Here is a 22,241-nt window from a genome sequence, read left to right as displayed (position 1 = left end):
ATGCAATTTTCGTCGAATCGCCCTAAGGTCTTGTGTGCGAAGCAGCTTTCGTTATCCGGTTGCGTTCAAGTTCCACTTTAAGAGACGGGCCTAACCGACTCCCGCGACTCAGCCTTCTTCTGAAGGGGAGCCACGCTCAGTCACAAAGACAGTGACGCAATGATTAACGATGCGGGTAAACACGAAGTTAAGCGCCGTTCAGAAATATGGCGAAACTTAAGGTTTTCGCCACGAAGCCCCGGATTATGAAGGCGATCATCTCATGAAGGCCCTCTAATGAAGGCTCTTGCCGAACAGATCGGCGATATTGACGGCATCAATATTTATGGCCGTGTGGTTGGCGTGCGCGGCCTGATGGTCGAGGTGGCCGGCCCGATCCATGCGATGTCGGTCGGCGCGCGGCTCGTGATCGAGACCGGCGGCAACCGTTCCATTCCTTGCGAGGTGATCGGCTTCTCCGGCAACAACGCCGTCGTGATGCCGTTCGCCGGCCTCGACGGCGTGCGGCGCGGCTGCAAGGCCGTCATCGCCAATGCCGCAAATCAGGTGCGGCCTTGCGCGGCCTGGCTTGGCCGCGTCGTCAATGCGCTGGGTGAGCCGATCGACGGCAAGGGGCCGCTGCCGCAGGGCCCGGCGCCGATGCCGTACCGCAATTCGCCGCCGCCGGCGCACTCGCGCAAGCGCGTCGGCGCGCCGCTCGATCTCGGCGTGCGCGCGATGAACACCTTCCTGACCTGCTGCCGCGGCCAGCGCATGGGCATCTTCGCAGGCTCCGGCGTCGGCAAGTCGGTGCTGCTGTCGATGCTTGCGCGCAACGTCGATGCCGCCGTCAGCGTCATCGGGCTGATCGGCGAACGCGGCCGCGAGGTGCAGGAATTCTTGCAGGACGACCTCGGCGAGGAGGGCCTCGCGCGTTCCGTGGTCGTGGTCGCGACCTCCGACGAGCCGGCGCTGATGCGCCGCCAGGCCGCGTATCTGACGCTCGCGGTCGCCGAATATTTTCGCGACGAAGAGCAGGACGTCCTCTGCCTGATGGATTCGGTGACGCGCTTTGCCATGGCCCAGCGCGAGATCGGCCTGTCCGCAGGCGAGCCGCCGACCGCCAAGGGTTACACGCCGACCGTGTTCACCGAGCTGCCGAAGCTTCTGGAGCGCGCCGGCCCGGGCTTGGGCGAGGGCGCCATCACCGCGATCTTCACGGTGCTGGTCGATGGCGACGACCATAACGAGCCGATCGCGGATGCCGTCCGCGGCATCCTCGACGGCCACATCGTGATGCAGCGCTCGATCGCCGAGCGCGGCCGCTACCCCGCCATCAACATCCTCAAATCCGTCTCCCGCACCATGCCGAAATCGGCCGACCCGCAGTTCTGGCCGACCATCCAGAAGGCGCGGGCGGTGATGGCGACCTATGCCGACATGGAGGAATTGATCCGTCTGGGCGCCTACCGCGCCGGCTCCAGCCTCGAGGTCGACGAGGCGATCCGCCTGCACGAGCCGCTGGAAGCCTTCCTGCGCCAGCGCAAGGACGAAAATGCATCGCTGGCGGACGGCTACCGCCAGTTGGCGCAAATCCTCGGCAATTTGGAAACGGAACGCTAACTTTGTCCCGTCATCATCCCATCCCACAGAGTAGCAGAGCCGGTCTTGGCCCCCGTCGGGCCTGTGGGGAGACCGGTGTTGTCCCAATGTGTGTGTTTCTTGCAGCCAAGGGACTTCTGGGGAGTACGAGTCGATGAAGTCACGTGATACCCTCATCCGCCTGAAGAAGTTTCAGGTCGACGAGAAGCGCCGCCGGGTCAGCCAGATCGAGACCATGATCGCCGACTTCCAGCGGATGTCGACCGATCTTGAACGCGAGATCTCGACCGAGCAGGAGCGCGCCGGGATCAACGATCCCTCGCACTTCGCCTATCCGACCTATGCCAAGGCTGCCATCCAGCGTCGCGAGAACCTGACCCGCTCGGCCGACGAGCTGAAGGGCCAGCTCGACGAAGCCAAGGCTGCATTGGCCGAAGCCTTCGAGGAGCTGAAGAAGGTCGAGCTCCTCGACGAGCGCGATCAAGCCCGCGAACGCGCCGAGGAAAACGCCCGCGAGCAGGCCGATCTCGACAGCATCGGCCTGATGCGTGCCCGCATGGGCGCCGTCGCTTGAGACGCTAGCCGCCAGACCTGCGAGAATTTGCAGAACCCGGACCCCATGGGTCCGGGTTTTTGCATGTGCTGTCCACAGTGTGCCGCCGCGCCCCCTTGGTGGTCGGCTTTGTCGCGCGCTATGGTGGCGGAGTGCCAGGGCCTGCGCGGAACGCGACGGGCTGCGCATTGGGGGGCTGAATGCTGACGCCAGCAGAGCTGGTCGGGCTGATTGGGGCGGTGGCGCAGGGCGATCAGGCCGCGTTCGAGCGCCTCTACGTCGCCACGCGCGCGAAACTCTATGGCGTCGTGCTCCGTATCTTGCGCCGACAGGATCTCGCAGAGGAGGTCATTCAGGAGACCTACGTCAAGATCTGGAACAGCGCCGGCCAGTTCAATCCCGCTCTCGCGTCGCCGATCACTTGGATGGCGTCGATCGCGCGCAACCGCGCCATCGACATCGTGCGCAAGAAGACGGAAGTCTCCATCGAGGAAGAGCCGCAGGCGATGGAAGTCGCAAGCGACAGCCCCGATCCGCTGGCGCGGCGGGAGATGACTGAGGAATTGAGACGGCTGCTCGAATGTATCGGCCGGCTCGAGCCGGACCGTCAGAGGCTCGTGCTTCTCGCCTATTACAACGGCTGGAGCCGCGAGCAACTGGCGGAGAAATTCGCGGCGCCGGTCAACACGGTGAAGACGTGGCTTCGGCGCAGCATGTTGGATATTCGCGAATGTCTCGGGCTATGAGGGCTTGGACTATGAAGGCTTGGGCTATGAGAGCTCGTACGGTGAGGGTGGGTCTGGACCGCAAGTGATGGCCTATACGGAGGACCATATCGCGCTCGCCGCGGAATATGCGCTCGGCACGCTCGACGCCGGCGAGCGCGCGCAGGTCGAGACCATGATGGCGGTGGACAAGGGGTTCGCCGATCTGGTGCAGGCGTGGGCATTCCGCCTCGGCGTCCTCAACCAGATGGTCGGCTCGATCGAGCCGCGTCCGATCGTGTGGGAGAACATCAGTTCCGAGCTCGCGCGGACCGGCTTTGCGCAGGATCCGCCAGCGCTGCCGGACGCAGCACCGCCGCCACTCGTGCCGGAGTTTTCCTCGCCCGACACCATGCCTCCGCAGGTGCCGTCGGAGACTATGCAGCAACCGCCGCCGCAGCCTCCCGAAGTGGAGCAGCCCGCCGCGGCGCGACTTGAGTCCGATGCGATACCCGACGTCGTGCCGATCTTCATGCCGCAGGTCCACGCGCCGAACCCGGATGTCGTGCGTGCGCCACCGCCGCCGGTTGCCGACAACAGCAACGTGATCCGGCTCGAGGGCCGCGTGAAGCGCTGGCGCACCATCGCATCCGCCGTCGGCGCGCTCGCGGCCGCGCTGCTCGTGACGCTGTCGCTTCAGATCTTCCTGCCCGACGCGCTGCCGGGCGGCTTGCGACCGCCAGCGCGCATCCAGACGGTCGAGGTGAAGACACCGGCGCCGCTCCCGGTATCGTCGCAATATGTCGCGCTGTTGCAGGGCCAGGGCGGAGGTCCCGCCTTCATCCTCACCATCGACGGTGCGACCAAGAACTTTACGGTGCGCAAGGTCGGCGCGACACCGGAGCCCGGCAAGAGCTTCGAGCTCTGGCTGATCTCCGACAAGCTGCCGCGTCCGCGCTCGCTCGGCGTGATCGGCGCCGGCGATTTCACCGCACGGCCGGTGCTTGGTTCGTACGATGCCGACGTCGTCAACGGTGCGACCTACGCCGTCACCGTCGAGCAGGCGGGCGGTTCGCCGAACGGCCAGCCGACCTCGGCGCCGGTGTTTTCCGGCAAGCTGATCGAGACCGTGCCGCCGTCACAGCCGCAGGCGCCCGCCAAGAAGTAATCGTCGTAGCTCGGATGGAGCGCAGCGCAATCCGGGACCACTGCCCTGTATTCCGCTTTGCTCCATGGGGCCTACAAGTGCGTAAACCTGTCGCCACGGTCCGTCCCACCGTCGTCTTCCGACAAATCCCGCCAAATCCGCCCCCGATTTGAACCTCTCCGCGTTTCGCGGCGTCAAATGCCCGGAATTTGCAGTCGGCGCCGCCAATCATGGTGCCGGAGAGGGGCGAGAAATCAGATGGATGCAACGAAAACGTCGGGCATCTTCATTCACCAATACGCGGGATTGCCACACGGCCAGGCCTTCGAACATTGGCGCGAGCGGACTTTCGGGGCCTGCGGCCTGGATATCGGGCCGAGCCGGGGCGACAGCATCGATTGCCGGCTCCAGGTCAGCGTGGTCGACAATATCGCGCTTGCCATTCCCGAAGGCGCCTCCGCGCAATATTCACGCACCCAAAGCCACCTTGCCGACGGCAGCGACGATCTCGTCCTGATCGCGGCGCATGCGGGTCTCGTCCGCGTCGGGCAGAACGGCCATGCGGTGGAGCTTGCGCCGGCGCAGATGGTGCTCGTCGACATGGGCATCACCGGCACCGTCGGTCACACCGAGGAAGATCGCTTCACCACCATCCGCATGCCGCGCCGCGCGCTGCTCGACATCAATCCGCGTGCCGAGGACAAGCTGTCGCAAGTCCTCTCGGACGGCGCGGTCGCCGAGACGATCTTGCGCTACCACTCCCTTGCCGCCCATCATGCGCCGCATCTCGACGCCGTCGGCCAGCGCCTCACCGCGCAGCACATGGTCGATCTCGTCGGCCTCCTGCTCGGCACCGACGCCGAGCATGCAAGTCTCGCGCGCGGACGAGGTCATGCGGCGGCCCGTCTCGATCTCATGCGCGCCGACGTGATGGCTGCGCTTGGCCGCAACGATCTCTGCCTGTCCGAGATTGCCACGCGCTCCGGCCTGAGCCCGCGCCAGGCCCAGCGCCTGTTCGAGCAGGCCGGAACGACCTTCACCGAGTTCGTGCTGGAACAGCGCCTGCTGCAGGCGCGCAAGCTGCTCGGCGATCCCCGCGCCAGGACCCGCAAGATCAGCGACATCGCGCATTCGTCGGGTTTCTCCGATCTGTCCTATTTCAACCGCGCTTTCCGCAAGCGCTTTGCCGCGACGCCGTCGGAATTGCGCGAGGCCTGAGCGCGCCGAGAATTTGTGCGGCGCGCCGGTGCCACCGCAGTTGGTCCGCCCGGCCGGATGAGTTATGTCTGTCTGCGCGGTCAGACGGCTCGATCGTTCGTCGCTTCCTCGTCGCTCTCTTGGGAAATGCAGTCAACGGACATGGCGCGTATCGTCGTGCTCGGCACCGGGTTTGCAGGTCTGTGGGCGGCCATCGGTGCCGCACGCAAGCGCGAAGAGATCGGCGCGTCCGGCGGTGACATCGAGATTCGTGTCATCGATCGCAATCCGTATCACAACATCCGCGTCCGCAATTACGAGGCCGATCTCAGCGAGGTCGCGCTTCCGCTGCCGCAACTGCTCGATCCGATCGGCGTCAGTCACGGGATCGGCGAGGTCGAAGCCATCGATCCGGCACGGCGCGAGATTTCGCTGGTCACGGGTGGCGGCGACGAGACGCTGGCTTATGACCGGCTGGTGCTGGCGCTCGGCAGCGAAGTGATGCGTCCGGACATTCCCGGCCTTGCCGAGCATGCTTTCGACGTCGACACTTATGCAGCAGCGCTCCATCTCGAGGATCATCTCACCTCGCTCGGACGCAGCGTGCCCGCGCCGGGGCGCTCGACGATCGTCGTGGTCGGCGCCGGCTTCACCGGCATTGAGGTCGCGGCCGAGATGCCCGCCAGGCTGGCGCGCGCCGGCATCACCGGCAGCCGCCGCATCATCCTGGTCGATCCCAATCCGGCTGTTGGCGCTACCATCGGTGCGCATGCGCGTCCCGTCATCGAGACGGCGCTGGCCTCGCTCGACGTCGAGACACGGCTTGGCGTCCGCGTCGTCTCCGTCGAGGCCGCGGCCTGCGCCTGAGCTCGGGCGAGTTCATTCCGACGCGGACGGTGATCTGGTGTGCGGGGATGCGCGCGAGCCCTTTGGCCGCGAGCTTCCCGGACGCACGCGATCGCCTTGGACGGCTTCTGGTCGATCCCATGATGCGGGTCGCGGATGTCGGCGGCGTATTCGCGGCCGGCGACGTCGCCTCGAGCGTGGTCGACGGCTTGCATCCGACCCTGATGTCCTGCCAGTTCGCGCGTCCCATGGGCCGCTTCGCCGGCCACAATGTGGTCGCCGATCTCGCGGGCCTGCCGATGCTGCCGCTACGGATCGACTGGTACGTGACCGTGCTCGATCTCGGCGGCTGGGGCGCGCTCTATACGGAAGGGTGGGACCGCGAAGTCCGCGCCAGTGGCGCCGCCGCGAAGGCAACCAAGCAGACCATCAACCGCAGGCGCATCTATCCGCCGCTCTCGGGGCGCAAGGACGACCTGTTCGCGGCAGCTGCGCCAACCGTGCAGGCGCCGCCGCCGACTTATGGGACGCGGTAGTATCGGTGCCCGTTGGGGGGTGACTGCGGTACGTTTTCCTTCGTCATTGCGAGCGTAGCGAAGCAATCCAGAATGTCTCTGCGGAGGGGTTCTGGATTGCTTCGTCGCAAGAGCTCCTCGCAATGACGGAGCTGGACGCGCGTGCGCTCACGATGACGGCATACCCCGGACATGAGAAAGCGCCCGTGGGGGGCGGGCGCTTTCTGTAGTCGACTTGGGGTTGGGGTCGTCTACATATCCACGTGGCGACTTTGGGGGGCTGATAAAGAGCCGCGTGAATTCCTGAAACTCAATCTCCTTAGCGAACGAGGGACACGTTCGAACTGGTGATGGCGATCGGCTTGCCGGCCTTCATGACGCGAGCGGTCTGGGTCAGGCCTTCATCTGAACTCGTACGCGCGGTGATCCCGAGACCCGCCACCGCGATGCCGGCAACGAGCGCGACAACCACGATCTTGAGGTGGGTCGAGCGATCTGCGCTGTAAATCGAGTGGTTCATGGAAGGCTCCTGCCGCCATCTACCCGAAGTAGTCGCCTGCGTGTTTGGGCAGGTTCATGCTTCCGGTGCCCAACAACCTAGTATTGGGAGGATTCGTTCCCAAGAGGCGATCACAAGAGCGTGACAGGACGTGAGAAGCCGCGATCAAAAGCGACTCTAAGATCGTGCAATTTTGCAATTATTTCAAAGCTGTAATGTGTCTGTCAGGCGCCTTCCCGACCGTTGATCGGCAAAGCGCCAAAAGCTTAGAAACCATTTGCATGTGGCCAAAAAACACACGGCTTCTTAAGGCAAATCAGATGCTTCCGACCGTTTTCAGTCTCGCCCTGGGGTGGATTTCAGCCTGCGACAGCACTGTCGTCTGGGCCCGGAACCGCTCGACCAGGGAACGCACGAAGGGACGAATTGCCGCAGAGGTGACCAGCACCGGGGCCTCGCCTTCGCGGGCGGCGCGCTCGAAGGCCTCGCGCACGCCGGTCATGAACTCCGACAGCTTCGAGGGCTGCATCGCGAGGCTTCGCTCCTCGCCCTGGCCGATAATGGATTCGGCGAAGGCTTGTTCCCACCGCGCCGACAGCGCGATCAGCGGCAGATACCCGCTGTAAGAGGTGTTCTGCGCACAGATCTGCCGTGCCAGGCGGGCGCGGACGTGCTCGACCATGGTGGCCGGATTGCGCGAGAAGGCGAGCGAGTCGGCGATGCCTTCGAGGATGGTCGAGAGGTCGCGGATCGAGATGCGCTCGGCGAGCAGCAGCTGCAGCACACGCTGGATGCCGGAGACGGTGACCTGTCCCGGCACGATGTCCTTGACCAGCTCGCCCTGCTCCTTCGGCAGCTCCTTGAGCAGCTTCTGCACCTCGCCATAGGAGAGCAGGTCCGACATGTTGGCCTTGAGCAGCTCGGTGAGGTGGGTCGAGAGCACGGTCGCGGCGTCGACGACGGTATAGCCCTTGAGCGAGGCCTCCTCCTTGAGGCTGGCATCGACCCAGGTCGCGGGCAGGCCGAAGGTCGGCTCGGTGGTGTGGATGCCGGGCACCTGCACCTGGCTGCCGCCGGGGTCCATGACCATGAACTGGCTCGGCCAGATCTTGCCGGTGCCGGCGTCGACCTCCTTGATCTTGATGATGTAGGTGTTGGCTTCGAGCTGGACGTTGTCGAGGATGCGCACGGCGGGCATCACGAAACCCATCTCGATCGCGAGCGAGCGGCGCAGCGCCTTGATCTGCTCAGTGAGGCGATCGGTGCCGTCGGGACCGTTGACCAGCGGCAGCAAGGCATAGCCGAGCTCGATCTTGAGGTCGTCGATCTTCAACGCCGCGGAGATCGGCTCCTCCGCCGCAGCGGAGCCGGCTGCACCCGGCGTTCCCGGCGCAGGTGCGGTCTTCGCAACTTCCTCAGCCCTGGCAGTTGCCCGGTTGCGGTTGCGGGCGTGCCAGGCGAGCGCACCGGCGCCGGAGCCGAGCGCCAGGAAGGGGAGGGTCGGGATGCCCGGCAGGGCCGCCAGCACCAGCATGACCGCCGCGGACATCGCCAGCGCCTGCGGATATCCGGAGAACTGCTTCATCAGCGCCTTGTCGGCGGCGCCGGACACGCCGGCCTTGGAGACGAGCAGGCCGGCCGCGGTCGAAACGATCAGCGCCGGCACCTGGGTGACGAGGCCGTCACCGACGGTCAGCAGCGTGTAGCTGCGGCCGGCGTCGGCAAAGGACAGGCCCTGCTGCGCCACGCCGATGATCATGCCGCCGACGACGTTGATGAAGACGATCAGGAGGCCGGCGATGGCGTCGCCGCGGACGAATTTGGAGGCACCGTCCATGGCGCCGAAGAAGCCGCTCTCGTCCTCCAAATCCTTGCGCCGCTGCTTGGCCACGGCCTCGTCGATCAGGCCGGCGGAGAGGTCGGCGTCGATCGCCATCTGCTTGCCGGGCATGGCGTCGAGGTGGAAGCGCGCCGCGACTTCGGCGATGCGGCCCGAACCCTTGGTGATGACGACGAAGTTGACGATGATCAGGATGGCGAAGACGATGATGCCGATGACGAAATTGCCGCCCATCACGAAGCTGCCGAAGGCCTCGATGACGTGACCGGCGGCATCCGTGCCCTCGTGCCCGTGCGACAGGATCAGCCGGGTCGAGGCCATGTTCAGCGACAGCCGCAGCATGGTCGAGATCAGCAGGACGGTCGGGAAAGCGGAGAATTCCAGCGGCGCCTGGATGAACAGCGACGTCATCAGGATCAGGATCGAGAGCGTGATCGAAATCGCCAGGAACAGGTCCAGCACGATCGCGGGCAGGGGAAGGATCAGCACCACCAGGATGGTGAGGACGCCGAGCGCCAGCGCGATATCGCCGCGCTTGAGGATGTTGCCGATCTCGGCGAGGGTGGGGAAACCGGCGTTTGTGCCGCCTACGCCCTGTCCCGCGGTGACGTCGACCATGGTAGCTGCCCCTCCGCGCGACTGCCGTCCGCGCGCCCCAAATGTCTGCGCGGCGGCCGAAGGGCCGCCGTTCCGAAAGTGAGGCACCGCACTGGCGTCCACAGGGCAATCCCCGTTCTACGCGGCTGACGACACTCGACTCCACTGGGCAATTCTTGCCGGGTGTATGGTTAGCAAACGGTTAATAAAGGCTGCGGCATGGGGGCTGACCGGGGTATTTCGGCCATCTGGCAGGCAAGCAGTCGTCATGCCCGGCTTGTCTCGCCGAAGGCGTGGATGGCCGGGACGAGCCCGGCCATGACTTGTGGAAGCGTCTGGGGCCGAAATCGGCGGACGGAGCAAGTAGCCCTACTTCGCCTTCTCCATCCGGGTCACCGTATAGCCCGAAGTCGCCTCCTCGGCTTCGAAGGTCACCTTGTCGCCGACCTTCACCTGCTTGAGCACGGCCGGGTCCTTGACGCGGTAGACCATGGTCATGGGTTCATCCATGCCGAGGTTCTTCGCGGCCCCGTGCTTGAGCGTGATCTTGCCGGCGCCCTCGTCGATCTTCTTGACCTCGCCGCTGATGGCGGCGCCCTGGGCTGCCAGGGTACCTGTGGCAAGGCCGACGGCCAGCGACAGTGCGGCGGCGATGCGGATGATGCGATTCATGGGGACCTCCCTTGCGTTATTTCACGGTGACATGGCCGACCATGCCGTAGTCGCGGTGGTCGGGAATCAGGCAGGAAAATTCAAACGTGCCGGCCTTGCTGAACTTCCAGAGGATCTCGGCTGTCTTGCTCGGCGCGAGCCTGACCCCGTTGGGATCGTCGTGCTCCATGTGCGGATGCTTCTTCATCTCCACCGCATGCGCGAGATTCTCTTTGGTGGTGGCGAGCAGGAATTCATGGTCCTCCTTGCCGACGTTGCGCAGCACGAAGCGGATCTGCTCGCCGCGTTTGACCTCGATCCTGGCGGGGGCATAGTCCATCTCGTTCAGCAGGATCTCGATCGTGCGCGCGGGCTTCTTGGGATCGCCGGGCTCGCCGGCCGAAAAGGTGCCGTGCCCGTGCTGGTCGTGGGCAAAGGCCGGCGCGGTGGAAAGCGCGGCCAGCGCGAGACCGAGCTTGATCGTCGTCTTCATTGGTGTCTCCAGTTGGTGGTGGTTCATCGAAACGCTCACATCTTCATGTTCTTCATCGGCCGTCCGCCTGGTTGTTGCCGCACGGGCTCCGGGGCCGGCGGCGTGACTTCGTAGGCGACGGTGCCTTGCGGAAATTGGTAGGGGCCCGGATCGCGATAATCGTCGCGCGCGAGGCCCTCGCGGATTTTCATCACGGTGAACATGCCGCCCATCTCGATCGGGCCGAACTGACCGGTGCCGGTCATCATCGGCAGCGTGTTGTCGGGCGCGGGCATCTCCATGTTGCCCATCGCCATGCCGGTCGAGCCCATCGCCATGCCGTCAGGCGCGAGCTTGCCGACGGCGTTGGCGAGATCCTTGCGCGACACCCCGATCATGTTGCGCATGTCGTGTCCCATCGCATTCATGGTGTGATGCGACTTGTGGCAGTGAAACGCCCAGTCGCCGGGGTTGTCGGCGAGCACGTCGAACACTCTGACAGCGCCGACCGGTACGTCCGTCGTCGTCTCCGGATATTGCGCGCTCTCCGGAATCCAGCCGCCGTCGGTGCAGGTCACCGCAAAGCTGTGGCCGTGCAAATGGATCGGATGGTTGGTCATGCTGAGATTGCCGATGCGCACGCGCACCTTGTCGCCGAGCCTGACCGGCAGCGGATCGATGCCGGGAAACACCCGCGCATTCCAGGTCCACATGTTGAAGTCAGTCATCTCGTTGACGCGCGGCAGATAAGTGCCGGGATCGACGCGATAGGTGCTCATGACGAAGACGAAGTCGCGGTCGACCGGGCGAAAGTTCGGGTCGCGCGGATGCACGACGACCATGCCCATCATACCCATCGCCATCTGCACCATCTCGTCGGAATGCGGGTGGTACATGAAGGTCCCGCTCTTCCTCATCTCGAACTCGTAGACGAAGGTTTTCCCGGGCTGGATGTGCGGCTGCGTCAATCCGCCGACACCGTCCATGCCGCTGGGAATGATCATGCCGTGCCAGTGCACGGTGGTGTATTCGGGCAGTCTGTTGGTCACGAAGATGCGGACCTTGTCGCCCTCGACGGCCTCGATCGTCGGGCCCGGCGACTGGCCGTTATAGCCCCACAGATTCACCTTCATGCCCTCGGCGAATTCGCGCACCACGGGCTCGGCGACGAGATGAAATTCCTTCCAGTCGCCGTTCATCCGGAACGGCAGCGACCAGCCGTTCAGCGTGACGACGGGGCGATAGTCCGGCCCACTGATCGGGTGCAGCGGCGGCTGCATCACCACCTTGTCCATGTGCGGGGCTTCCGGAATGGAGGCGGCCTGTGTGCGGCCGCTGACGACGGATGCGCCGGCGAGCGCGGCGCTGCCCAAAAATCCTCGGCGGGAAAACATGTTGGCCTCCATGTCAGTGACCGCCATCGGCAGGCGCTGCCGCGGCGAGAGTGGTTGAATTGTCGCCGTCAGCGGGCGCGCCGCCGCCGTTCACGGCGGTCTGCAAGTCGGATTGGGCAAGGAAAAATCTTTGCCTCGCATCGATTGCGCCGCGCAGCGACGCGAGCCGCTGTCGCGCCTCGGTGAGCAGCGCGAAAATGTCGACCTGCATGCTGGAGAAGCGGAGCTGCATCTCCTCGGTGATGATCTTTCGCAAGGGGATGATCTCGCGCTGATAGTGGCTGGCGATGTCGTAGCCGGAGCGATAGACCCGATAAGCATCGCGCGCCTCGGAGCGTACATTCACGGCGCGTTCGGTCAGCCGGTTGAAGGCGAAGTTGTAGGTCTCCGCCGCCTGCCGCACCCGCACCTCGCCGCCGTCGAAGATGGGGATCTGAAACTGCACGTCGAAGCCGCGCTCGCGGAACGGCGCGCCTTCCGGATCCCGGGTGCGGCGGGAGATGCCGGCGAGATCGAGCAGTGTCACGAAGCGCGTCGCCTCGGTGAGGTTCAGCGACTTCGCCAGCGCCGTCAGCTCGAGCCGCGCGATCTGCAGGTCGATGCGATGGGCGACCGCGTCGGCTTCAATCGACGGCAAAGCCTGCGGTCGGCGCGGCAGCGGCGGCAGTTGATTGGGCAGCCGGAAGTCGAGGCCGCCGTCCCACAGCCCCATCAGGCGCGCCAGCTTTTCGCGCGCGCTCGTCGCCGTCTGTCGCGCGGTGGCGAGGTCGGCGGTGGTTTCGGCGTAAAACACCTGTTCACGGGCCTGATCGAGCTTGTTGATCGAGCCGGTTTCGCCGAGCTTGACCGCGAGCTGTGCGGTCGATTCCGCCGTCGCCTTCGCATCCGTCAGCAACGCCACCACCTCGTTGCCGCCAATGGCGCGCCAATAGACGCGGCGGACATCGGCGGCAAGCCGCAACGTCGCGAGGCTAGCTCGCAATTGCGCCTGGCGGAAACGGTCGCGGGCGATCTCCGAGCGGAACGGCAGGCTGGCGAGCGCGAGGATGTCGCCGACAATTTGACGTTCGATTTCGCTGGCGCCATTGCCCGAGATCCGCGAGACCGAGAACACGGGGTTGGGCGGCAGGCTCTGCTCGACGAGATCGGTCTCCGCCAGCGCGAGCTCGTTATAGGCGGCTTGAAGCCCCTTGTTGTTGAGCAGTGCGATCTGCACGGCGGTCTCGACGCTGAGTGTTCGCGACAGCAACTGGCGAGCGCGCGCGTCGACCGCGCCGGCTCCCTCGGCCGTCCGCACGAAGGCGACATCCTTTTTGATGGTCTGGCTCGTCAGCTCCGAGACGGCATTCATGCCGCTGTCGGGCGAGAAGGCCGCACAGCCCGACAAGCCGAGCGAGGCAAGAACGAGCAGGCTTGGCGCGAGACGGTGTGTCATGGCGCGCTCCTACCGGTCTTGTTTGGGTTGCGGCGCGACGCTCTCGTTGCGCTCGCGCCAGGGTGCCGGCGTCGCGGGCCGCAGGCTGGTGTAGGGCGCAATCGTCGAACGATAGCCGGCGCGCGCGACCTTGGCCGTGGGATCGGCAGGATCAGCGCCGGCGACTCGTGTCGTTGCCGGCATGCAGCCGGATAACGCCAATGCCGTCGCGGCCAGCAGCGGCCAATTGAATCGAAAGTGTCGTCCCCGCGCCGCGAATGCAGCGGCGGACTTCGCCCCGGAAAGCGTAAGCATGAGTCATCCCTGATCTGTCTGGAGACCACAGGCTCGCGCGCGCGGATGCGCGCTCGGCCTGACGTCGTCGTGTGTCAGATCAGGCGATGGGAGGGCGGTAGTGCAGGGGCGCCGCCGCGCTGTGCAGGCTGGCCACGATCTCGGGCGAGCAGGCGGAAACCGGCTGAAGCGGCTTTGCGACGCTGGGCAGGTCGGCCGGCAACGCGCTCACGCACATCATCGCGCAGCACGGTCCCGCCGTACCCTTGCCGCCGTGATGATGAGGGGCCGGGGGCGCGTCCTGCGCGGCGGCCTGGTGATGCGCATGCGGCCCGGCGTGGTCATGCGAGGCGCCGTCATGCGTGTGGCCGGCCTGCATCTGGTGATGCACCGGCACGCGGTCGGCGACAAGCGCATCGTCGAGGCACGGTGCTGGAGCGCTACCCCAGGCGAGGCTTGCGGCCGGCGCGAGCACGCAGAACAGATAGGCGAGGGCAATGAAGCGCCCCACCTTGATCCGCATCGATCGTGTCAATCGCAGCAACATTCCGCCGACATGCTCTCCGCGCCGCCATGTTGCATGCGCTCATTTGCAAAATAATGGCAAAACGCGCGTTCGCCAAGCTCCATCTTACCGCAGTGCACCGTGCATGCCCAATATCGCGCCACAATGGTTGACCCTGTGGTGATCCGCGGGCCATGGTCCCGCCCGTGCACGCGCCAAATCAATCAGGACAAACACCCGAAGCATTCACCCCTGATTCGCGTCAGGCCTGGGTGCGCCTCGTCATTGCGCTTCTGATCGGCTCGATCGGCGGCGTCGGCATGTGGGCGATCGTCGTCATGATTCCTGCGGTGCAGGCCGAATTCTCCGCGACGCGCGGTGCGGTGTCGCTGGCTTTCACCCTGATGATGTTCGGCTTCGGGCTTGGCGGCGTCATCGCCGGCAGGATCACCGACCGGTTCGGCATCGTGGCGGCGATGGCGATCAGCATCGCCTTCCTCGGGGTCGCCAATGTGCTGGCGGGTCTGTCCACCCAGCTCTGGCAGTTCGTGGCGGCGTATTTCCTGATCGGGCTCGGCACCTCCGCGACCTTCGCGCCGCTGATGGCGGAGGCCTCGCACTGGTTCGAGCGCTATCGCGGCCTGGCCGTGACCATCGTCGCGAGCGGCAATTATGTCGCCGGCACGATGTGGCCGCCGCTCGTGAGCACGGGCATGCAGACGATCGGCTGGCGCTTCACTCATATCGGCATCGGCCTCGTCTGCGTCAGCCTGATGACCATCCTGGTGCTGGTCCTGCGCGCGCAGATGGGCCACGACAAGGTCAACGATCATGCCAATGCAGCGCCGCCGCGGGTCGACCTCAAGCTCTCGACCAACACGCTGACGGTGCTGCTCTCGATCGCCAGCATTTCCTGTTGCGTCGCCATGGCAATGCCGCAAGTGCATATCGTCGCCTATTGCGGCGATCTCGGATATGGCGTGGCGCGCGGCGCCGAGATGCTGTCGCTGATGATGGCCTGCGGCATCGTCAGCCGGATCGGCTCGGGCTATCTCGCCGACAAGATCGGCGGCATCCCGACGCTTCTGATCGGTGCGCTGGCGCAGGGCTTCGCGCTCGTATTCTACCTGTTCTTTGACAGCCTGACCTCGCTCTATCTGATCTCCGCGATGTTCGGCCTGTTCCAGGGCGGCATCGTGCCGAGCTATGCCATCATCGTGCGCGAGGCGATGCCTGCGAGCGAGGCCGCAACCCGAGTCGGCATCGTGATCTTCGCGTCCGTGTTCGGCATGTCGTTCGGCGGCTGGGTCTCGGGCGTCATCTTCGACGCCACGGGCTCCTACGCAGCGGCGTTCACCAACGGCGTGGCGTGGAACGCACTCAATATCGGCATCGTGTTGACGCTGCTGATCCGCTCGCGGATGAATGCCGTCAGGACCGGCCCGGGTTTTGCGACCTAGACTGCCTGTCCCGCCTTCAGCAGCGAACAACCCGTGATCTTGTAGCTGCCGTCCGCGTGCTGCTCGAGCGTGTAGAGCGCTTCCCAGGCTTCGCCATTGGCATCGATGATATGGACGTGCTGGGCAATGCGGCTGCCCTCGCTCTTGCTGTCGCCAAATTCAAAGCTCTTGTGCCGATAGACCGGCGGGTAGCCGTTTTGCACCATGGACATGAAGATGTCGGGCGCGGGGAAGATCTCCCGGATCGCCGGCGCGGCGTAGGAGTAGGCCGCGCGCGCGTCGTCGCGGCCGAATGCCTGCTCCTGGGCGCGGATGATATCCTGTGCCGTCGCGACATCGTCGGCGCGTGCTGAAGCGCCAGCCAGCAGCGCAAAAATCAGGACAAGGAGCACACGCATGGCAAAACCTCGCTTGGTCATCCCGGTCAGCGAGGATATCGCCACGCGGATGTTCGGGCAAACAGCCTAATGCGACAGCGGGTCGAGGAAAGGCGTGTCGACCGCGCTGACATAGAAGATCACGACCCTGGTCTCGCCCGTCGTCCGATTGTAGCCGGTCATCGCCACGTTCGGCGGTTCCACCATTGCCTCGCCGGCCTTGACCGTCAGCGGCGGCTTGCCCTCGAGTTCGAGTGTGAAGGCGCCTTCCAGCACGTAGACGGTCACCGGGAAGCGGTGGGTATGATGGACCGTCTTGTCGCCCGGCTTGAACGACGCGGTCATCACCCGCACGGACTGCTTCTCGTCCTTCGGCAAGCCCTCAACCACTTGTTGAAGCACCAGATTCGGTTTGGCGATGTCCTGTGTCCGATGGTCCTGCGCAGTGGCTGCGGTCGACCATCCCAGAACGATTACGGCGCCGAAAGTGAAATGGGGGCGCATCCAAAGTCTCCATTCTAAAGTCGCTGAAGACACCAACCTAGGTGCCGCGGTTCGGGCCCGGCAGCCGCAACGTTGCGGCCGGCGGCCGCAGAAGTGCATAATCGCTCCATGTTCGACTGGAACGACCTCAAATATTTCCTGGCGGTCGCGCGGCATGGCAGCACCATTGCCGCCGGCAAGGCGCTCGGCCTCAGCCAGTCGACCGTGCAGCGGCGGCTTGAGGAGCTGGAGCGGCGGGTCGGCCGCGCACTGGTGATGCGTCAGCCGAGCGGCTACCGCCTCACCGAATTCGGTCACATCATGCTGCCCTATGCCGAACGGGTCGAAGCCACCATTGATGACTTCCAGCGTCGGACGGCTGACGCCGAGCAGGACATGAAGGGTGTGATCCGCGTCACCTGTCCCGAGCCGATTGTCGCCCGGCTCATCCAGTCCGGCCTCGTCGGCGACTTTCACACGCTGCATCCCTCGCTGCGGGTCGAATTCGTGATGAGCGATGGCTATCTCGATCTGTCGAAGGGCGAGGTCGATATCGCTTTTCGCTCGGGCGATACCGACGACGAGCTGGTCGGACGCAAGATCGCCGAGTCGATCTGGGCGGTTTACGCCAGCCGCGACTATCTTCACCGGCACAGCAGCCCGGATCGTGTCGAGGACCTCACGTCTCATTTGCTGGTCGGGCTGGACGAATCCCTCTCCAAGCACCGCGCCGTCCCATGGCTGAAGGAGGTCGCGCCCAATGCTCAGATGGCTGCGCGCGTCAACAGCGTGCTTGGCCTCGTTTCCGCGATCAAGTCCGGCGTCGGCATCGGTCCGCTTCCCGTCGCGCTCGGCGATGCCGAAGCCGATCTCGTGTGCGTCCTTGGCCCGATTCCGGAATTGACGCGAAGCTGGCGCATCCTGACGCATCCCGATCTCCGGCGTGTACCGCGGATCGCGGCCTTCTTCGACTTCATCGTGCATCACCGCGAGGCACTGAGGCCGATCCTGACAGGGTGACGCTATCGGTTCCGCTTTGCAGCCGGCTTCGCGGGCTTGGCGGCCACGCGGACCTTGGCCTTCACCACGGGCTGCACCCGCAAACCGTCGACGAACACGTCGAGCATCCGCAGCACCGAGGATTGCCAGCCGGGCTGGTCGTGCATGTAGCACATGCCGAAGAACGCGCGCAGCAAGTCCTCGGGACTTATGTCTGCGCGCATCGCGCCGGCCGCGGCTGCGCGGTCGAGCAGCGAGCCGATCGCCTTGGTCAGGCGCTCAAAGGAAAAGGCATGCAACTCCGACCCGCTCTGCACCGCCAGTGCCAAGGCTGCGACCATGCCCTTCTTGGTGGCAACGAACTCGACGCCTGAGTGCAGCCAGCGCCTGAGCGCATCGACCGGGTCCCCGTTCTTCAACTGCTCGGCGAGCTCGCTGAGCTGTTCGACCTCGCGCCGGTACACCGCCTCGAACAAATCCTCGCGCGTCGGGAAATGCCGATACAGCGTGCCGATGCCGACGCCGGCACGTTTTGCCACCGCCTCCAGGCTCGCCTCGGGACCACCCGCGTTGAACACGGCCTTTGCCGCCTCAAGCACGCGCTCGCGATTGCGCACGGCATCGGCGCGGGGCTTCCGGGTCTGGTCGGTGTGCTCGTCCATGCCGGCAGTGTAGATCACGAATTGGTTAGATTGAACCCTTGTGGGGCTGCATCGCGTTGATGCGCACGGGCTTTTGACGAATTCCAAATATTTCCCGCCGGCCCTTGTTAAACGGAGGCTGCCTCCGTATCTTCGCTGAAGTCGTTGCCCCGGATGATGTTCGGGGGGCGCATGTCGACGGCGGCCACGGCGGTGGCGCGCTGCGCGACGACTCATGTCCATATCTGATCGGAGCCTTATATGAACCACTCCATCAGCCTCACCGTGAACGGTGCGCGGCGCGACTTCGTCCTCGACGATCCGCGCGTCACGCTGCTCGATCTCCTGCGTGAGCGCCTCCATCTGACCGGAACCAAGAAGGGATGCGACCGCGGCCAATGCGGCGCCTGCACCATTCTCGTCGACGGCAAGCGCATCAACTCCTGCCTCGCGCTCGCGATCAGTCATGACGGCGCCGACATCCTCACAATCGAGGGCGTGGCGCGCGGCGACCAGCTTCACCCCGTGCAGGCCGCCTTCATCGCCCATGACGGATTTCAGTGCGGCTTCTGCACGCCCGGCCAGATCATGAGCGCGATCGGCATGATGAGCGAGGCGCAGGCCGGCAACGATCCCGAGCGCATTCGCGAATGCATGAGCGGCAATCTGTGCCGCTGCGGCGCCTATGCCGGCATCGTCGATGCCGTGCTCGACGCGCAGGCCGGCATGGACGAATCCAACCAGAGGCGCTCCGCATGAAGCAGTTTGATTACGTCAGGCCGGCCACGGTCGCCGAGGCCGTCGCCGCCGCCGCGCAGCCGGGCGCCGCCTATCTCGCCGCCGGCACTAATCTGCTCGATCTGATGAAGGGCGGCGTCAGCCGTCCGGATCGTCTGGTTGACGTCACCCATCTCGACGGCCTCGATCGGATCGAGCGTCTCGCCGACGGTGGTATGCGCATCGGCGCACTGGTGAGCAACGCCGATCTTGCGCATGACGCCGACTTCGCAAAGTCCTATCCGGCCGTCGCCGAAGCGCTGCTCTCCGGCGCATCGGCGCAATTGCGCAATGCCGCGACCGTTGGCGGCAATCTGCTGCAACGGACCCGCTGCGCGTATTTCTATGACACCGCCAGCCGCTGCAACAAGCGCGAGGCCGGAAGCGGTTGCGACGCGCGCGAGGGCGAGAACCGCACCCACGCCGTGCTGGGCTGGAGCGAAAACTGCATTGCCACGCATCCGTCCGACTTCTGCGTACCCTTGGTCGCGCTTGACGCCATCGTCGAGGTCGAAGGCAGGAGCGGGCGGCGCGAGATCGCGCTCGACGAACTTCATCGCCTGCCCGGCAATACGCCCGAGCGTGAATCGGCCCTTGAACCGGGGGATCTCATCGTGGCGGTGCGTCTGCCGCCCGCTGCGCGGGGCTTTGCCGCGCATGCGCGCTATCTCAAGGTCCGCGATAGAACGTCCTACGCATTTGCCGTCGTCTCGGCTGCGGCTGCGCTGCGGATCGAGAACGGCAAGATCGCGGAGGCGCGGCTTGCGCTCGGCGGTGTCGCCGCAAAGCCCTGGCGCGCCCGCGCTGCGGAGGACGTGCTCAGGAACGTCGCACCCACGGTCGACGCTTTCCAGGAAGCCGCCTCGCGCGCGCTCACCGACGCAAAACCGTCCGGCGACAACGCCTTCAAGATCGAGCTCGCACGCCGCATCGTCGTGCGTGCGCTGAGCCTCGCTGCCGCCGGTACGCCTGCGCGCATCCCCGCCCTGCCGGCCTCTCCCTTTGCCTCGACGTCCGGAGCCATTCATGCCCGAGCTTAATCTCACCAGCGCGCCCGCTCATCTGCGCCATGGCTCCAGCATTGGTCAGCCGCTGACCCGCCGCGACGGCGTGCTTAAGGTCCAAGGCCAGGCGACCTACGCCGCCGACAATCATCCGCCCGGCATGCTGTTTGCGGTGATGGCCGTCGCCAGCATTTCGCGCGGCCGCGTGACCTCGCTCGATGTCACTGCTGCCAAGCGCCACCCCGGCGTCGTCGATGTCATGACGCCAGACCACAAGCCTGAACTCGCGATTGATCCCGAGATCAAGACCAATCCTTTCGTGTTCCGGATGGAGGTGTTGCAGAGCAATGAAGTCCGCTACGCCAACCAGCCGATCGCCGTCGTGATCGCCGAAACGCTCGAGGCGGCCACGGAAGGCGCCGCGCTGCTAGCGCCGCGCTACGAGACGCTGCCCGCGCTCATCGGCCTCGACGCGGGTGAAAGCTTCGTGCCGCCGGTCGTCGGCGTCGGCAACCCCACGGAAAATCATCGCGGCGATGTGGAGGCGGGACTTGCGTCGGCCGAGAAGCGGATCGACGCGGTTTACGAAACGCCGCCGCAATATCACAACGCAATGGAGCCGCATGCGATCGTGGCTGCATGGGATGGCGACAACCTGCAGATCGACATGCCGACCCAGGGTCTCATGCTGTCGCTTGCGCGCGTCGCCGAATTGTTCGGCATCGCGCACGACAAGATCCACATCCGCAGCCCGTTCCTCGGTGGCGGGTTTGGCTCGAAGGGACTCATGGCCGGCCCGCCGGTCCTCGGCATCATGGCGGCAAAGCTCGTCGGTAAACCGGTCAAGCTGGTGCTGCGCCGCGAGCAGATGTACGGCCCGGTCGGCCATCGCGCGCCGACGCGGCAGCGGCTGCGCATCGGCACCGATGGCGAGGGGCGCCTGACAGCGCTGGATCACCACGCGCGCACCGTGTCGAGCACGTTCGACGATTTCTACGAGCCCGCGGCCGATGCCTCGCACACGCTCTATGCGGCACCTGCGATCCGCACCTCGCATGACGCCGTGCGTGTCAACACCGGCACGCCGTTGTTCATGCGCGCGCCCGGCGAGGCGACCGGCTCGATCGCGCTGGAGAGCGCGATCGACGAGATGGCTTGGGACTGCGGCATCGATCCGCTCGCCTTTCGTCTGAAGAACTATGCCGAGGTCGAGCCCATCACCGGCAAACCGTTCTCGTCCAAGGCGCTGCGCGCCTGCTACGAGCAAGGCGCTGCGCGCTTCGGCTGGGCGAAGCGACCGCTCCAGCCGCGGCAGATGCGCGACGACGATGGTCTTCTGGTTGGCTGGGGCATGGGCACCGCGACGTTCCCGGCGCTCATGTTCCAGGCCGAGGCACGTGCGGTGCTTCGCCGCGACGGTTCCGGCGCTATGGAGATCGGCGCGCATGACATGGGGCAGGGCGCCTGGACTGCGCTGGCGCAGATCGCGGCCGACGAACTCGGGCTTGATATCGACCGCGTCGAGTTCAAGGCGGGGACGTCCGACCTGCCCGATGCCGGCATTGCCGGCGGCTCCGCCCACACGGCAACCGCGGGTGCCGCGATCCACAGCGCAGGCGCGGCCGTGATTGCGAAACTCGCCGATCTCGCCACCAGCGATGAGCGCTCGCCGCTGTTCGGCGCCGGCAACGCCGGCGTGATCGCGCGCGATGGCAGGTTGATCCGCCGCGACGACGAGAGCCGCGGCGAAAGCTACTCCGAGATTCTTGCGCGCGCAGGCGTGGCCGAGGTCGAGGCGCGCGGCACCGGCGCGCCGAATCCGACGGCGATGGAGGAGTATGCGATGCACGCCCATGGCGCGGTGTTCGCGGAGGTGAAGGTCGATCCCGAACTCGGCCAGGTCCGCGTCACCCGCATGGTCGGCGCTTTCGCCGCGGGACAGATCGTCAACCCGCGCATGGTGCAGAGCCAGCTGTTCGGTGGCATGATCTGGGGCCTGTCCTTCGCCTTGCACGAGGAAGCCATCACCGACCGCCGCACCGGCCGGATCATGAACGCCAATCTCGGCGAGTACCATATCCCGGTGAATGCCGACGTGCCGCCGCTCGACGTGATCACGGTCGATGAGCACGATCCGCACGTGAACGCGCTCGGCATCAAGGGTGTCGGCGAGATCGGCATCACCGGCAGTGCAGGGGCAGTCGCTAACGCCGTCTGGCATGCGACGGGCGTGCGTGTCCGCCGCTTCCCGATCCGGATCGAGGAGTTGCTGACGTAGCCTTCAAGCAGCG

General features: G+C 65.4%; 21 protein-coding genes and 1 pseudogene. 11 read left to right on the top strand and 11 right to left on the bottom strand.

Annotation, left to right across the window (positions count from 1 at the left end; genetic code table 11):
- Window positions 1-276 precede the first annotated feature (276 nt).
- The 6 genes and pseudogenes from fliI to N551_RS35815 all read left to right on the top strand — a co-directional run bounded on the left by fliI (window position 277) and on the right by N551_RS35815 (window position 6,564).
- Window positions 277-1,602, top strand: a complete 1,326-nt coding sequence (gene fliI, locus N551_RS0118680) for a flagellar protein export ATPase FliI (protein WP_027568202.1) — start codon at window positions 277-279, stop codon at window positions 1,600-1,602.
- A 133-nt stretch (window positions 1,603-1,735) separates the two neighbouring features.
- The gene (gene fliJ / locus N551_RS0118675; RefSeq protein ID WP_007600546.1) at window positions 1,736-2,155 is read left to right on the top strand and encodes a flagellar export protein FliJ; all 420 of its coding nucleotides are present in this window, start codon (window positions 1,736-1,738) and stop codon (window positions 2,153-2,155) included.
- A 179-nt stretch (window positions 2,156-2,334) separates the two neighbouring features.
- Window positions 2,335-2,880, top strand: a complete 546-nt coding sequence (locus N551_RS0118670; protein ID WP_027568201.1) for a sigma-70 family RNA polymerase sigma factor — start codon at window positions 2,335-2,337, stop codon at window positions 2,878-2,880.
- A gap of 67 nt (window positions 2,881-2,947) precedes the next feature.
- Entirely contained in the window at window positions 2,948-4,006 is a 1,059-nt protein-coding gene (locus N551_RS0118665; protein ID WP_027568200.1) for an anti-sigma factor domain-containing protein, read from the top strand.
- A 237-nt stretch (window positions 4,007-4,243) separates the two neighbouring features.
- On the top strand, window positions 4,244-5,203 hold the full coding sequence (locus N551_RS0118660; protein WP_027568199.1) for an AraC family transcriptional regulator: 960 nt from the start codon (window positions 4,244-4,246) through the stop codon (window positions 5,201-5,203).
- Window positions 5,204-5,344: 141 nt separating this feature from the next.
- Window positions 5,345-6,564, top strand: a pseudogene (locus N551_RS35815) (NAD(P)/FAD-dependent oxidoreductase).
- Window positions 6,565-6,862: 298 nt separating this feature from the next.
- Here the strand turns inward: N551_RS35815 and N551_RS0118650 are convergent.
- The 8 genes from N551_RS0118650 to N551_RS0118615 all read right to left on the bottom strand — a co-directional run bounded on the left by N551_RS0118650 (window position 6,863) and on the right by N551_RS0118615 (window position 14,251).
- On the bottom strand, window positions 6,863-7,063 hold the full coding sequence (locus N551_RS0118650; protein ID WP_007600553.1) for a hypothetical protein: 201 nt from the start codon (window positions 7,061-7,063) through the stop codon (window positions 6,863-6,865).
- A 295-nt stretch (window positions 7,064-7,358) separates the two neighbouring features.
- Window positions 7,359-9,500: a flagellar biosynthesis protein FlhA gene (gene flhA / locus N551_RS0118645; protein WP_027568198.1), complete on the bottom strand. Its 2,142-nt coding sequence runs from the start codon at window positions 9,498-9,500 to the stop codon at window positions 7,359-7,361.
- 348 nt (window positions 9,501-9,848) lie between these two features.
- Window positions 9,849-10,151, bottom strand: coding sequence for a copper-binding protein (locus tag N551_RS0118640; RefSeq protein WP_027568197.1), 303 nt, complete (start codon window positions 10,149-10,151; stop codon window positions 9,849-9,851).
- 16 nt (window positions 10,152-10,167) lie between these two features.
- Window positions 10,168-10,623, bottom strand: a complete 456-nt coding sequence (locus N551_RS0118635; protein ID WP_027568196.1) for a cupredoxin domain-containing protein — start codon at window positions 10,621-10,623, stop codon at window positions 10,168-10,170.
- A gap of 35 nt (window positions 10,624-10,658) precedes the next feature.
- Window positions 10,659-11,996, bottom strand: a complete 1,338-nt coding sequence (locus N551_RS0118630; protein WP_027568195.1) for a copper oxidase — start codon at window positions 11,994-11,996, stop codon at window positions 10,659-10,661.
- A gap of 13 nt (window positions 11,997-12,009) precedes the next feature.
- On the bottom strand, window positions 12,010-13,431 hold the full coding sequence (locus N551_RS0118625) for a TolC family protein (protein WP_027568194.1): 1,422 nt from the start codon (window positions 13,429-13,431) through the stop codon (window positions 12,010-12,012).
- A 9-nt stretch (window positions 13,432-13,440) separates the two neighbouring features.
- On the bottom strand, window positions 13,441-13,725 hold the full coding sequence (locus tag N551_RS0118620) for a hypothetical protein (RefSeq protein WP_027568193.1): 285 nt from the start codon (window positions 13,723-13,725) through the stop codon (window positions 13,441-13,443).
- Between the two features lie 79 nt (window positions 13,726-13,804).
- On the bottom strand, window positions 13,805-14,251 hold the full coding sequence (locus N551_RS0118615) for a hypothetical protein (protein ID WP_027568192.1): 447 nt from the start codon (window positions 14,249-14,251) through the stop codon (window positions 13,805-13,807).
- Between the two features lie 152 nt (window positions 14,252-14,403).
- Between N551_RS0118615 and N551_RS0118610 the strand changes: the two genes are divergently transcribed.
- A complete protein-coding gene (locus N551_RS0118610) occupies window positions 14,404-15,669 on the top strand; it encodes an MFS transporter (RefSeq protein WP_027568191.1) in 1,266 nt (421 codons plus the stop codon).
- On the opposite strand, the gene N551_RS0118605 is transcribed toward N551_RS0118610, so the two are convergent.
- Complete coding sequence (locus tag N551_RS0118605) at window positions 15,666-16,067, bottom strand: DUF4864 domain-containing protein (RefSeq protein ID WP_027568190.1); 402 nt, start codon at window positions 16,065-16,067, stop codon at window positions 15,666-15,668. The genes N551_RS0118610 and N551_RS0118605 overlap by 4 nt on opposite strands.
- A 66-nt stretch (window positions 16,068-16,133) precedes the next feature.
- A complete protein-coding gene (locus tag N551_RS36655) occupies window positions 16,134-16,550 on the bottom strand; it encodes a cupin domain-containing protein (protein WP_051462822.1) in 417 nt (138 codons plus the stop codon).
- A 93-nt stretch (window positions 16,551-16,643) separates the two neighbouring features.
- Here N551_RS36655 and N551_RS35805 point away from each other — a divergent pair, with 93 nt between their 5' ends.
- On the top strand, window positions 16,644-17,549 hold the full coding sequence (locus N551_RS35805; RefSeq protein ID WP_197031158.1) for a LysR family transcriptional regulator: 906 nt from the start codon (window positions 16,644-16,646) through the stop codon (window positions 17,547-17,549).
- Between the two features lie 2 nt (window positions 17,550-17,551).
- On the opposite strand, the gene N551_RS0118590 is transcribed toward N551_RS35805, so the two are convergent.
- Window positions 17,552-18,190: a TetR/AcrR family transcriptional regulator gene (locus N551_RS0118590; protein WP_027568189.1), complete on the bottom strand. Its 639-nt coding sequence runs from the start codon at window positions 18,188-18,190 to the stop codon at window positions 17,552-17,554.
- Between the two features lie 240 nt (window positions 18,191-18,430).
- On the opposite strand from N551_RS0118590, the gene N551_RS0118585 reads away from it, so the two are divergent.
- From N551_RS0118585 to N551_RS0118575, 3 genes are read left to right on the top strand one after another with little or no spacing between them, the layout of a single operon-like run.
- Window positions 18,431-18,928, top strand: a complete 498-nt coding sequence (locus N551_RS0118585; RefSeq protein ID WP_027568188.1) for a (2Fe-2S)-binding protein — start codon at window positions 18,431-18,433, stop codon at window positions 18,926-18,928.
- The gene (locus N551_RS0118580) at window positions 18,925-19,986 is read left to right on the top strand and encodes a xanthine dehydrogenase family protein subunit M (protein WP_027568187.1); all 1,062 of its coding nucleotides are present in this window, start codon (window positions 18,925-18,927) and stop codon (window positions 19,984-19,986) included. Before N551_RS0118585 ends, N551_RS0118580 begins: the two co-directional genes overlap by 4 nt.
- A complete protein-coding gene (locus N551_RS0118575; protein ID WP_027568186.1) occupies window positions 19,973-22,228 on the top strand; it encodes a xanthine dehydrogenase family protein molybdopterin-binding subunit in 2,256 nt (751 codons plus the stop codon). The genes N551_RS0118580 and N551_RS0118575 overlap by 14 nt, the downstream gene beginning before the upstream one ends.
- Window positions 22,229-22,241: the final 13 nt, after the last annotated feature.

This window comes from Bradyrhizobium sp. URHA0013 (assembly GCF_000518345.1).
GTDB lineage: Bacteria > Pseudomonadota > Alphaproteobacteria > Rhizobiales > Xanthobacteraceae > Bradyrhizobium.
This window is presented reverse-complemented; position numbering and strand designations above follow the sequence as displayed.